The sequence below is a fragment of the Pseudomonas sp. 43NM1 genome (genome assembly GCF_002836905.1).
Classification (GTDB): Bacteria; Pseudomonadota; Gammaproteobacteria; order Pseudomonadales; family Pseudomonadaceae; genus Aquipseudomonas; species Aquipseudomonas prosekii.
In genome coordinates, this window is record NZ_MKGS01000147.1 from 1 (window position 1) to 12,962 (window position 12,962).

The following is a 12,962-nucleotide window of genomic DNA, read 5'->3' on the forward strand; positions in this document are numbered from 1 at the left end:
GGTGACGCGGGAACACCGCTTGCGCCTGCGGCCAGATGAACGTCAGCAGCGTCAGCACGTCCATGCGGCGCATGCCCTGCCCCAGCGGCGAGGCGACGGTGACTTCGGTTTCGCCCAGGCGGGTGCGGCGGCTGCCGAGGTGGCCGGCGAGCATCCAGCCGGTGGGCCGGTCGAACAGGCGCGAGACGTTATTGACGCGGAATTTGTTTTTGCCGATGCGCGGCCAGGCGGTTTCGACACTTTTCCAGCCGTTGGGCAATTCGAATTCCAGGCGTGAGACCAACTCGACGCCGTCCTGTTGATCGAGTTTGGCTGGCGGCACCAGATCATCGCCGCGCATCAACGCCCACTTCGGCGTCATCCGCGTGTCGAAACTGCCGCTTTTGCGCCCATGACTGATGCGCACGCGATACGTCAGGCTGGCCTTGTCGGCGGACGGTTGCCAGACGCCACGCGCGGTTTTGCCCGGAGTCAGTTGCCATTGGCCGTCAGCCTTGAAATCGCTGTAATGGCTGCCGTCGCCGAGGTCGAAATCGAGGCTGCGCACCGCCGAGCCTTGCGCCAGGGTCAGGCGCACTTCGGCCTGATCGCTTTGCGGCAACAGACGCACGTGATAATCCAGATCGACCTTCTTCGCCGCCCACAGCGACGAACTCACGGCCAGTGCCGCAACGGCCAATGCCAGACGCAATCCCACAGCCATACGCACTCCTTGTGGCGAAATTTCGGTGATCAACAATGTTGGGGTGAGTGCCTGCGCACTCCAGGCATTCAGCCCGCGCGAAAGATCAGGTGATCTTCCCAATCGTCTTCCGGCACGCTGCCCTCGGCGAGCATGCGCCCGGATTGCGAGATCCGTTCGTGGTGCACCGCGTCGCGATCACCACTCACCAGGTGATGCCATTGCGGCAAGTCCTTGCCTTCGCTGACCAGCCGATAACCGCAGGTCGGCGGCAACCAGCGGAATTCTTCAGCCTTGCCCGGAGTGAGCTGGATGCAATCGGGGACGAACTCGCGGCGGTTCGGGTAATCGCTGCACTGGCAGGTTTTCAGGTCCAGCAGTTTGCAGGCGATGCGCGTGTAATAGACGCTGTTGTCTTCTTCGTCTTCAAGCTTTTGCAGGCAGCACAGGCCACAGCCGTCGCACAGCGATTCCCATTCCAGGGTATCGAGTTGCTCGAGGGTTTTGCGTTTCCAGAACGGTTCGATTGCGGCGGCCATGGTTCGAGCATCAACATCAGGTGGTGAAAAGGCCGCCAGTCTAGTGCCCCGCGCCTTGTGGGCCAAGTGCTGGCGACTGTCGGTATAACGTGCTTGTCAGTTGTGGCGCCGCGAAGTAGCTTTGCCAGTCGCCACGAGCCAAATCTGAAGGCCATTAACGCGCAACCGCGTTGCATTCCGGTGACCACCACGGCTCGGCAAAAACCTCATCGCTCAGCTAACTGCGGCCGCAGGTTTTTCACTCCGACTCTGACTCAACCGTAACAAGGAAGATTTGCATGAGTGCCACTCCACGCGTTGCCGATTACGCCATTCATCCCCAATTCACCGATCGCTGGTCGCCGCGTGCGTTTACCGGCGAGCCGATTGCCGAAGAAACCCTGCTGAGCTTTTTCGAAGCCGCGCGCTGGGCGCCATCGGCCTACAACTCGCAGCCGTGGCGCTTTCTTTATGCGCGCCGCGATACGCCGAACTGGGCGCGGTTTCTCGGTTTGCTCAACGAGTTCAATCGCGGCTGGGCGCAGCATGCGTCGGCGCTGGTGATTGTGATTTCGAAGACGACTTTTGCAGTGCCCGGTGCGACCGAAGAAACCCCGGCGCAGACTCACGAATTCGACACCGGTTCGGCGTGGGGACATCTGGCGCTGCAAGCGAGCCTCAGCGGTTGGCACACCCACGGCATGGCCGGTTTCGATCAGGAACTGACGCGCAAAGAACTGAACATCCCGCAGGGTTATGCGCTGCACGCAGCAGTGGCGGTCGGCAAACTCGGCGATAAAACGACACTGGCGCAATACCTGCAAGCGCGCGAGGCCCCGAGCCCACGCCGCCCGCTGAGCGAATTGGCGGCTGAAGGTGATTTCACCCTCTGAACGCTACCCGATCGTTCCCACGCTAAACGTAGGAACGATCATTGCGATCAATATCCGCGTTCGAAATCAACTTCGCCGCGCAGCGCTTCGCCCGCGTGATAGGCGCGCAGGTTGTCGACGAACAGCTTGACCATCATTGATGGCGAAGTCGGCGCCGAGCTGTGGCCGGTCAGGAGCAAACCCCAGGCGGTCCAGAACGGATGGCGCTGCGGCAGCGGTTCCTGACGGCAGACGTCGATCACCGCGCCCGCCAGATGCCCTTCTTTCAAGGCTTCCACCAGATCCGCATCGACCACCGCCACCCCGCGTCCGACGTTGATCAACACGCCAGTCGGCTTGAATTGCTTGAACAGCGCGGCGTCGTACAGATCATGGGTATTCGGCGTGTTCGGCAGCAGATTGACCACGTAATCGACTTCGCCGACCAGACGCGGCAAGTCCGCCAATGCAGCCACTTCAACAAACGGTGCCTGCTCGCGCGCCTCGCTGGCGATGCCGTACAGTTCGACGCCAAACGGCACGAGGAAATTGGCCACGGTTTGGCCAATGTCGCCAGTGCCGACGATCAACACCTTGCGCCCCGCCAGGCTCTGGCCCTGACGGCTGTCCCACTTGCGCTCGACCTGGCTGACCAACCGCGCCAGCACTTCGCGCTCGTGGCCGAGCATGTAAGTCAAAACGTATTCGGCCATGACCTGGCCGAAAATCCCCACCGCGCGGGTCAGGCGATAGTGGCGTGGCAGGCCGTCGGCGAGCAGCGGCGTGATGCCGGCCCAAGTCGATTGCAGCCACTGTGGCTGATGGCCCTGACGCAGCAGGTTCGCCAGCAGATCCGGCTGGCCGAGCCAGATCGGGCAATCGGCGGCCTGCCGTGCCAACTCGGCGGAATCACCGCTGGTCAGCACTTCCAGCTCAGGCGCGGCCTGACGCAACAATTGGGCATACACAGGGTGGTCGTGTTCAGCAATCAGAACGCGCATGGTTCAAACCTTTCGAAAAACAGAGCAAACGGCCGTTGAAGGAGATTCGCTCCCTGACCACGGCCATCGCCAAAATCATTCCAGTGTTTCATACAGGCTCTGAACAGAACCTGTCTGCCGATCACATCGGGTCGTTGCGACGCAGCAACTCTTCGGGCAAGTGCTCGATGTACTCGTCCTCGGCCGGCGGCATCTGCAAGTGGTAGCCCTGCTTCTCGAGGTTTTCCAGGACCACAGTGATGTCCTCGCGCGACAACTTGCGCTCAGGCGTCAGCACCAGGTCGAAGGCGTGATGCGGCTTGCCGAACGCCGCCATCAACGATTCCGGGACGCGCTCCAGTGCATCGCTTTTGAGCACATAGAGGTACATCTCGTTTTTCTTCAGGCTGCGATAAATGGAGCAAATACGTTTCAAGGCTGTTCTCCGGCGGTGGCCAGGCTGTCGAGCAGCGCCTGGCCCATCAATTCGCGGCGCCAGCCACGCAGCGAATCAGGCAATTGGTAAGGACCGTTGGGGTAGCCGCTCTTGAGCAGCGCTTCCAGGGTTTTCTTGCGCAGCATCAATTCTGGCGCGATGTTCAGGCGTTCGGCTTCAGCCTGGCCGATGGCGCGCAATTGCTTGATCAGCGTCGCGGCGTCCACCGGCAACGGCTCCGGCACGGCGGGCGGCCATTGGTCCGGCGACACAGTGGCAGAACGCTTGATCAGATCAAGCAGGAATTCGCCGTCCTGACGCACGGTACGCGGGTGCATGTCTTCGATTTTCGCCAGCGCGCCGAGGTTGTCCGGTTGCGTGCGCGCCAGTGGCCACAGCGAATGTTCACGGACGATACGGTTGCGCGGCAGGTCGCGGGCCCGCGCTTCGCGTTCGCGCCAGGCGCACAGTTCACGCAGCACCGCGAGTTGCGCGCGGGAGAGCTTCCAGGCCAGTTTGGCTTCGCGGTAGACCTCGTACGGGTCGACCTCGCGGCGCAGGTTGGCGACCAGTTCGGCGCCGTCCTCCAGCACCCATTGGTATTTGTCTTCGGACAACTTCGGTTGCAAGCGTACAAAAACTTCCGCGAGATGCAGCGCATCTTCGGCGGCGTAGCTGATTTGCGTGTCGGACAGCGGACGTTGCAGCCAGTCGGAACGGGTTTCGCCCTTCGGCAGATCGATGCCGAGCACTTCCTGCACCAGCCGCGAATAACCCATCGAGAAACCGAGGTTCAGGTAAGCGGCGGCCAACTGCGTGTCGAACAGCGGCGCCGGCAGGCTGCCGGTCAGGCGCAGCAACACTTCGAGGTCTTCGCTGCACGCGTGCACGACTTTGACCACGGCCGGGTTTTCCAGCAACGCGGCCAGCGGCTGCCAGTTATCGATGGTCAGCGGATCAATCAGGTAAGCGCGTACACCATCGCCAATCTGCAACAGGCCGGCAATCGGGTAAAAAGTGTCGACCCGCATGAATTCGGTGTCGAGGGCAACGAATGGCAGCTGCTGCCACTCGGCGCAAAACTGACCGAGGCTATCGTTGTCGCGAATCCAGTGAATATCGATGGCCACACGGCTCTCCCTTGAAGAATGGCGCGCAGTATATATCGCCCCCGGCGATTTCCGCGCATCCACTGAACAAGAGCTTTAGCGAAAAGACTCACGCGAAGGCAAGAAACGTCTGTCAAAAAGAGGTTAATTGGCCTTACGCAGGACGTAGACCCGCATACGCGCACAACCGGGGAAGAAATCCTGATGACTGAGCAGCCGGAAACCCGCCAGTTTGAACTCGGCTTCGACCAACGCCTTGCTCGCCAGCGGCGTGGACGCACTGCGCTTGATCGAAGATGAGCGACGCCCGAAACGGTTTTGCAGTCTGACCGCGACAATCACCGTGTCGCGGCTGACGCGATGAAACTCCGCCAACATCGCCAAGCGGTGCTCCGGGCTGGCGATGTGCTGAAACAATTGCATGCAAATCATGCAATCCACCGCGTTCGCCGACAGGTCGAGGGTGAACGCCGAGCTCTGGAAGGTCTTGATCCGCTCCAGCAACTGCTGCGAATGATGCACACGCGCATGATCGAGCATGTCCTGCGACGGATCGGACGCCAGAATCACCCGGTTACCGTGCTCGGCCAGCACCGGCCAGAATCGCCCGGCGCCACACGCCACATCCAGCAGCAACCCCGGCTCGCCGGCAACATTCAGCGCGTTGCGCACCAGTTGCTCGACGCGCCAGAACGCCAGACGCTCGACCCATCCACGCGATTGCGGCTGCTGGCAGACGCGGGCGTGTTGCAGATCGTAGCGCCGGGCGAACTCAAGTTCGACGGCGGATGGGGGCAGCGCGGACATGTGCAGGGGCTCTTGTTGGAATATCGACCGATCGCACATTAGCGCCAAGCCTGTGAAAAATAAGTCGAAACGATTATTTTTTTGCCAACTCGCCGTCGATCACCGCCCGCCGACATCCGGCGAACATGTCCAGGTCGGGGTTGTAGACTTTGCTGTCGACTTCCAGCAAACCCAGCATCGAATGGAACAAGTTGTCCTGGCTCAGGGGTTTTTCGCGGCTCAGTTGCAGGCAATGAGTGTCGACCGAGAACGCCTGTTGATAGCTGTCGGAGAACCACGCCAGCATTGCCACATGTTTTTGTTGTTCCGGCGCCATCATGTAAGGCGTGCCGTGCAGGAACAGGTTGTACTCGCCCAAAGACTCGCCGTGGTCGGACAGATAGAGCATCGCGGTATCAACTTTGTCCTGATTGCGCCGCAGCAAATCAATCAGCGTCGACAGCACGTGGTCGGTGTAGACCAGCGTGTTGTCGTAGCCGTTGACGATACTTTCGCGACTGCAATTGTTCAGCGCATTGCTTTCGCACACCGGGGTGAAGTGTTGATATTCCTTGGGGTAACGCTTGAAATATTCCGGGCCGTGGCTGCCCATCTGGTGCAGGACCAACACCGTGTCTTTATCCAGCGTGTCGATAAAGTGCTGCAAACCTTGCAGCAGAATTTCGTCACGACATTCGCTGTTGGCGCACAACGCCGGGTCTTTCAAGTTGCTGACATCGTCGAGTGTCACCCGATCACACGTGCCTTTGCAGCCTGACTGGTTATCGCGCCAGATCACTTCGAGGCCGGCGCGTTTGAGTACATCAAGCAAGCCTTCTTCATTTTTTGCCTGGCTGGCGTTGTAATCCTTGCGACCCATGTTGGAGAACATGCACGGAACCGACACGGCGGTTTCGGTGCCGCAGGAATGCACGTCGGTAAAGGCAATCAGGCCTGCTTCTTTGCTGAGTTGCGGGGTGGTGTCGCGGTCGTAGCCGAGGATGCCGAAGTTCTCGGCCCGGGCACTTTCGCCGACCACCAGCACTGTCAGGGATTTGCGCCCGTGGGTTTGCCAAGTCAGGTCTTTGCGGGCGTCCTCGCCGATTTTCACGAAGGGCTGCTGTGCCGACGCCACTTGCTCCCGTAAATACCCGATGGACGCACCCAGGTAGTTGCTTGGCACCACCATCAAATGCAATTCATGGTGATTGCGGAACAACGAGGACAAACCTTGATAGTTCACTAACGCCACGCCACCGATAACTGCGACCGACGCAATACTCACAAGCGCCTTACTTAACAAGTCGCGATGCCAGGCGCGGTAAACGATCGGGGTTTTCCACAACAACCAGGAAGGTAAAACCCCAAGCACAACAATAAACGCCAGTAACTTCAGCGAGAGTAAATCGCGAACTTCGGCAGGATTGGTTTCAGCCAGGTTGCGAAACATGCCGGCGTCGATCAATACGCCGTACTGGCTCATGAAATAAGCCACGCCAGCGCTGACCATAAACAGCAACGTCAACAGCGGCTTTAATATCGGCCGAAACGCCAGCAGGGTCAGCACGATATTGAACGCAGCCAACACCATGACCGCGAACGCCACGCGCATCAGGATGCCCTGTGCGTTGGAAGCCGTGATTTCAAACAAGTGTTGCCAGAGCACCCAATTAAAACCGGCTAATAAAAACGCGCTGGCAATCAGTGTCACCCACTCGGGGCGCACGGCTTTTAACTTGAACATGGGAATTGATAGTCCTGGAAAGAGTGCCGCCGATAAATGTGAAAAATTCATTTTCCGCAACAGCACAAACTTTAAGCAGGCAACCATCAATTTTTTGTGAAAAAGAAGCCAACGATTAGTTGGCTTCAGGTTTAACCAGCAAACTTTTAACGTATTTGGGAAACAGTCAGGTCTGGTTCAGGTACCAACGCCAATCTTGCTCACCGACTTCGCCCATGAACTGCCGATATTCGGCGCGTTTAACGGCCAGGTACACGCCGAGAAACGCTTGGCCAAATGCTTCTTTCGCCCAACTCGAACCTTCGAGTGCGCGCAAGGTGGTCAGCCAATCGGTCGGCAGCAGCTCGGTAGCTTGCGCGTAACCGTTGCCTTCCACCGGCGCGCCGGGGTCGAGTTGTTCGCGAATGCCACGGTGGATGCCGGCCAGAATCGCCGCAGCGGCCAGATACGGATTGGCGTCGGCGCCGCAGATGCGGTGTTCGATGTGCCGGGAAAACGCCGGCCCGCCGGGCACGCGCAGGCTCACGGTACGGTTGTCCACGCCCCACGTGGCGGCCAGCGGCGCGTAGCTGTTGGTCTGGAAGCGTCGATAGGAGTTGGCGTTCGGGCAGAACAGCAGCAGCGAGTCGAGCAAGGTGTTAAGCATGCCGCCCACCGCGTGCCGCAGCAGCGGCGTACCGTCCGGCGCTTCGCTGGCGAAAAGATTGTTGCCATCCTTGTCGGCGAGGCTGACGTGCATGTGCATGCCGGTGCCGGCCAGATCATCGAAAGGTTTGGCCATGAAACACGCCGCCATCCCGTGTTTGTGCGCCACGCCTTTGACCAAGCGTTTATAACGCACCGCTTCGTCCATCGCTTGCAGCGCGTCGGTGCGGTGTTCGAGGGTGATTTCGACCTGGCCCGGCGCGTATTCGGAAATCGCCGTGCGCGCCGGAATGCCCTGCAATTTGCAGGCGCTGTACAGGTCGGCGAGGAACGGCTCGATCTGCTCCAGTTCACGCAAACCGTACACCTGCGTGGCGCGCGGGCGCCCACCATCGACATCGCGCGCCGGTTGCGGCCGACCGTTGGCGTCGCGCTGCTGATCAAGCAAATAGAATTCCAGCTCCGCCGCCATCACCGGGTAATAGCCGTCGGCCTGCAGGCCTTCGATAACCTTTGCCAGCAAGTGCCGAGGGTCGGCAATCGTCGCTGGCATGCCTTCTGTTGGATGCATGCTGACCTGCACCGCCGCCGTCGGAATCAGCCGCCACGGCATGCGTTGCAAACTGCCGCTGACCGGGTAAGCGCGGCAATCGATATCGCCGACGTCCCACACCAGCCCGGAGTTTTCAACGTCGTCGCCATTAATCGTCAGGCCGAGAATGGTGCTCGGCAGTGGCCGGCCGCTTTCATACACCGCCAGCAGTTCATCGCGGTGCAGCAACTTGCCGCGCGGCACGCCGTTGTTGTCGACGATGAACAATTCGAACATCTCGATATCCGGATTCTGTTCCAGAAAATTCAGGGCTTCTTGCTGCGTGGCGAAGGGGGTCGTGGCACAACTCATGGGAATTCTCGTTTTCGCGCTAGGCAAACGCTCTGGCGTCGCCGATCTGATCCCGCCGCACAGCGCGGGACCTGTAGGAAAAATCAACGGGAAGCGCAGGAGTCCGGCGGGCGCGCGTGTCGGCAATGCCACAGCGCCCAGAAGGCCAATTCGGAGGGAAGTGCAGAAAGGGTCGGTGCGGTGGCGTTTAAAAAGCCACGGCCACGGTTAAACGCAGAAGCGCCGCTGGGTGCCGGATGCTGGAGTGCGACTGGCCGACCGTGCATAAAAAAACCGCAGAAAACCGAAGAGCCGCAGCGTCACACGGGTGATTGGGGGATTCAACCGGGAATTGAAGAACTTTGGGTGTGGACTGGCTAAACATTCCAGCCACGCCACCCCCTGCGCGGGGCAGGTATTTAATTTCTAAATACCACGGCGGACTTTCTGATTTGCCGCGACCGCGTCCCTCGCGCCTAATCGGCGCCTTGTTTTTGTAAGGCTCACCGATGGAAAACGTTCGTGCAACAACCCGCCCTGCCCTGTGGTTGATGATCAGCATCATCCTTGTCGCGTTGAATCTGCGCCCATCGATGGCCGCTGTCGGCCCGCTGCTCTCGGCGATTCGCGGCGATATCCCACTGAGTTTCAGCCTCGCCTCTTTGCTGACCATGCTGCCGGTGATGGCGATGGGGCTGGCGATGTTTTTCGGCATTGGCGTCAGTCAACGTTTGGGCGAGCAGCGCACCGTGGTGCTGTCGCTGCTGATTATCGGCGTGGCCACTGCTTCGCGATTGTGGCTGAATTCCGCCGCTGAACTGATCGTCAGCGCCATTGCCGCCGGAGTTGGCATCGCGCTGATCCAGGCGCTGATGCCTGCGCTGATCAAGTCGCGATTCGGCAATAACGTCGCGGTGTGCATGGGGCTTTACGTCACGTCGATCATGGGCGGCGCGGCGATCGCGGCGGCTTTTGCGCCACTGGTGATGAGCCAAACCGGCAGTTGGCGCATGGGCCTGGCGGTCTGGGCGGCGCTGGCCTTGCTTGCGCTGCTGTTCTGGATGGCCCAGCGCCAATCGATTCCGCCATTGCCCGCGCAAACACCGCGTCGCGAATCCTTTTTCGCCAATTCCCGCGCCTGGTTACTCGCTTTCTTCTTCGGTTTGGGCACCGCGTCCTACACCTGCGTGCTCGCTTGGCTGGCGCCGTACTACGTGGAAAAAGGCTGGAGTGAACAAAACGCCGGTTTATTGCTGGGTTTCCTCACCGCCATGGAAGTGATCTCCGGTCTTCTGACCCCGGCCATCGCCAACCGCAGCCGTGATCGGCGTCTGGTTTTACTGGTGTTGTTGGGGCTGATCATGGCGGGTTTCTGCGGCCTGATTCTCAGCCCGCAACATTTGAGCCTGTTGTGGCCGTGCCTGCTCGGTTTGGGGATTGGCGGGTTGTTTCCAATGAGCCTGATCGTGTCGCTTGATCACCTCGACGAGCCCCGGCGCGCGGGCGGGCTCACCGCTTTCGTTCAGGGCATCGGCTATTTGATCGCCGGCCTGTCGCCGCTGATCGCCGGGATGATCCGCGATCAACTCGGCAGTTTCGAATGGGCCTGGTGGTCACTGACCGCCATCGTCGCGCTGATGATGCTGATGGTGTTGCGATTTGACCCAAGGCATTACGCCAAACACATTCGCTGAACACATTTGCTGAACACAGTTGCTGAACATGCGCGCGCGTCGGTGCAAACCTCGCCAAACCGGCGCTCGAAAATCGCAGGTCGTGTTCTCTACATTTTCTGTCCCACACCCGACAGGGAAACTTCCTACGAGCCATTCTCCTGGCACCATCGTTCCGTTAGGATCGTTCGCACACGTTTGCGCACCGTCAGCGCAAGGAGTTACAGCGAGGCAGAACGGATGCTGAACAGTAATTTGCTTAGAAAGCTCGATATGCAGGACCTCATGGTGTTCATCGCCGTGTACGAGCAAAGCAGCGTCACCGGGGTCTCGGAGGCCCTTTTTGTCAGTCAGTCCACGGTGAGTTACTGCCTGAAAAAACTGCGCACCAGTTTCGAAGACGAGTTGTTTATCAACACCCGCAGCGGCATGCGTCCAACCTACAAAGCCAGCACCATGTACCCCCACGTGCTGAAAATCCTCGAAAGCATCAACTTGTGTCATGCCGGCGCTCACTCCTTCGACCCGACAGCGCAACCAGTCACCTTCAACATTTGCGCACCGGAATACTTCGAGCAGTTGATTCTGCCGCGTCTGCTGAAGAGTCTGGATTTCGCCGATTTGCCGGTGATGGTCAACATGCACAAATTCGAAACCGACATTCCGGCGGAGGAACTGCGCGATGGCAGCCTCGACCTGGTGATCTGTTTTGGTCCGAATTTTCACTGCAACCACAACGATCTGAAATCCCGACCGCTGCTGGAAGATGATCTGGTCTGCGTCTTCGACAAACGCGCCACGCCGCTGGAACCGCGTTTAAGCCTGCAAGCGTTTACCGAACGCCGACATGTGTTTCCGACGCCGTGGTCTTCGACTACCAATATGGTCGACGGCTGGCTGGCGCGGCAGGCGCAGAAACGCCAGATCGTGGCGCGATCGAACAGCTACAGCGCAGCGCTGAAGATGATTACTGGCACTGATTTCATTCTGACGTTGCCCCGGCGCATCCAGCGTTTGCTGGCCAACGAAGCGGTGTTCAACCATTGCGAAGCGCCGAACGGCTTGCCGGGTTTTTCCCTCGACATGCAGTGGAGCCAGAATGTCGATCAGGACAGTGCCAATGCCTGGCTGCGCGAGCAGGTGGTGAACGCCTGCGCCGAGCAGCAAGCGGCCTGAATCAGACGCCGATGGCGGTTTTCGCGTAGGACTCGCGATCAATGTCGAGGATTTCCACGCATAACTGAACCTCGACACCCGCCGGCCATTCACACAGATCCTTGACCACCGCCAACAGGCTCTCGGAAAGCTGCTTTTTGATCTGCGGCGAGCGACCACTGAGCAGCGCCAACTTCACATGCACAAACGCTCGCTCGCCCATCGCGGTGCCGACCTTGAACGTCTCGACTTTTACCGCGCGACCCTTGATATCGAATTCCGCCGCAAACTGACCGGAACCCACCAACGTATTGTTGAGCCGAATCAACGCCACGTCGGCGTTCAATCCGGGCAGGTTGGCGGTGTATTCCATGTGCAGGTGTGGCATGGCGATGCTCCTGAGGTTGGGCGGAAAAGTGGCTACATATATCACAGCGCGGTTTATCGAAGAGCCGCGCTAGGCTCCGGCGGCTTTTTCTGTGCCGGGCTGGTCGGCGAAACCGCGCTCACTCATGAACGCTTCGAGCCGTGAACGCAACCAGCGCTCGGCCGGATCGGTGTCGACATGGCTGAGCCAGACCATCGACAAGTCCAGCGTCGGGGTCTTGAACGGAAACGGTTCCTGAAACAATTGCCCGGACGCCGCCATGGCTGTGGCGGTGTAGTCCGGCAGGCTGGCGATCAGATCGGTGCCCGCCAGCAGCGCTGGCAACGAACTGTATTGCGGCACGGACAGCACGACCTGACGTGTCCGACCAATCTCCGCCAGCCATTCATCCGCATATCCACTGACATTCGCCGTGTGGGAAACCAGCACGTGTGGGCGTGAGCAATATTCGTCGAGGGTCAGCGGCGTGTCGGACGCGTCGGCGCGCAACAGGCTCGGCGTAATATGCCGCAGCAATTTGCGCTTGGCATTCGCTGGCAAACCGCGCGTCTGGCTGATGCCAACGGTGATATCGCCCGAGGCCAGCAGGTCGGGAATGCGCCAGTAATCGACGTGCTGAACCACGAACACGACTTTCGGCGCTTCTTGGCGTAGTGCCCGTAACAACGGTGGCAGCAGGCCGAATTCGACATCGTCCGACAGCCCGATGCGGAATGTCATGGTGCTGCTGGCGGGGTCGAAATCGTGGGTCAGGCTCAGCGCCACGGAGAGTGAATCCAATGCTGGCGACAAATACTGAATCAATTCTTCGGCGCGCGCCGTCGGCTCCATGCGGTGGCCGACGCGAATGAACAGCGGGTCATTGAACATCGTGCGCAAGCGGTTGAGCGCGGCACTGATGGTGGGCTGGCCGAGGAACAGCTTTTCCGCCACCCGCGTCACGTTGCGTTCGAGCATCAATGTCTCGAACACCACCATCAGGTTGATGTCGGCTTTGCGTAGTTCATTGCGATTCATTCACTGCACCCCGGTCCCCAATACTCGGGGCAGTTTAGAAAGGCCGGGGGGTGGCGTCTATCGGCATGATCAGC

The 12,962-nt window shown here is 59.6% G+C and carries 12 protein-coding genes and 1 pseudogene; 3 read left to right on the plus strand and 10 right to left on the minus strand.

The genetic code is table 11. The features are described 5' to 3' along the window. Positions 1–703 (minus strand): annotated as a pseudogene (locus tag BI292_RS16125) (hypothetical protein); the annotation flags it as partial. Between the two features lie 68 nt (positions 704–771). Beyond that, positions 772–1,221 (minus strand): YcgN family cysteine cluster protein, encoded by a 450-nt coding sequence (locus BI292_RS16130; protein ID WP_092271732.1) that lies wholly within the window; start codon positions 1,219–1,221, stop codon positions 772–774. Positions 1,222–1,499: 278 nt separating this feature from the next. Between BI292_RS16130 and BI292_RS16135 the strand changes: the two genes are divergently transcribed. Next, positions 1,500–2,093, plus strand: coding sequence for a nitroreductase family protein (locus BI292_RS16135; RefSeq protein WP_101208444.1), 594 nt, complete (start codon positions 1,500–1,502; stop codon positions 2,091–2,093). Between the two features lie 47 nt (positions 2,094–2,140). Here BI292_RS16135 and BI292_RS16140 read toward each other — a convergent pair whose 3' ends face one another. The 6 genes from BI292_RS16140 to BI292_RS16165 all read right to left on the minus strand — a co-directional run bounded on the left by BI292_RS16140 (position 2,141) and on the right by BI292_RS16165 (position 8,676). Next, complete coding sequence (locus BI292_RS16140; protein WP_101208445.1) at positions 2,141–3,073, minus strand: D-2-hydroxyacid dehydrogenase; 933 nt, start codon at positions 3,071–3,073, stop codon at positions 2,141–2,143. A gap of 121 nt (positions 3,074–3,194) precedes the next feature. Further along, positions 3,195–3,488 (minus strand): YcgL domain-containing protein, encoded by a 294-nt coding sequence (locus BI292_RS16145; RefSeq protein ID WP_007898694.1) that lies wholly within the window; start codon positions 3,486–3,488, stop codon positions 3,195–3,197. Then, positions 3,485–4,618 carry a ribonuclease D gene (gene rnd, locus BI292_RS16150; RefSeq protein ID WP_092271742.1) on the minus strand — a complete coding sequence of 378 codons (1,134 nt, stop codon included), beginning with the start codon at positions 4,616–4,618 and terminating at the stop codon, positions 3,485–3,487. Before rnd ends, BI292_RS16145 begins: the two co-directional genes overlap by 4 nt. A 123-nt stretch (positions 4,619–4,741) precedes the next feature. Then, a complete protein-coding gene (locus BI292_RS16155) occupies positions 4,742–5,404 on the minus strand; it encodes a class I SAM-dependent methyltransferase (protein WP_101208446.1) in 663 nt (220 codons plus the stop codon). A 73-nt stretch (positions 5,405–5,477) separates the two neighbouring features. Next, entirely contained in the window at positions 5,478–7,127 is a 1,650-nt protein-coding gene (locus BI292_RS16160) for a phosphoethanolamine transferase (protein WP_101208447.1), read from the minus strand. Positions 7,128–7,293: 166 nt separating this feature from the next. Further along, positions 7,294–8,676 carry a glutamine synthetase family protein gene (locus BI292_RS16165; RefSeq protein ID WP_101208448.1) on the minus strand — a complete coding sequence of 461 codons (1,383 nt, stop codon included), beginning with the start codon at positions 8,674–8,676 and terminating at the stop codon, positions 7,294–7,296. Positions 8,677–9,164: 488 nt separating this feature from the next. On the opposite strand from BI292_RS16165, the gene BI292_RS16175 reads away from it, so the two are divergent. After that, entirely contained in the window at positions 9,165–10,349 is a 1,185-nt protein-coding gene (locus BI292_RS16175; RefSeq protein ID WP_101208449.1) for a cyanate transporter, read from the plus strand. 219 nt (positions 10,350–10,568) lie between these two features. Continuing rightward, positions 10,569–11,504 (plus strand): LysR family transcriptional regulator, encoded by a 936-nt coding sequence (locus BI292_RS16180; protein ID WP_092271762.1) that lies wholly within the window; start codon positions 10,569–10,571, stop codon positions 11,502–11,504. A gap of 1 nt (position 11,505) precedes the next feature. Here BI292_RS16180 and BI292_RS16185 read toward each other — a convergent pair whose 3' ends face one another. Further along, positions 11,506–11,871 (minus strand): 5-carboxymethyl-2-hydroxymuconate Delta-isomerase, encoded by a 366-nt coding sequence (locus BI292_RS16185; RefSeq protein WP_092271765.1) that lies wholly within the window; start codon positions 11,869–11,871, stop codon positions 11,506–11,508. Positions 11,872–11,940: 69 nt separating this feature from the next. Next, complete coding sequence (locus BI292_RS16190; protein ID WP_101208450.1) at positions 11,941–12,888, minus strand: LysR substrate-binding domain-containing protein; 948 nt, start codon at positions 12,886–12,888, stop codon at positions 11,941–11,943. Between the last annotated feature and the right edge of the window lie 74 nt (positions 12,889–12,962).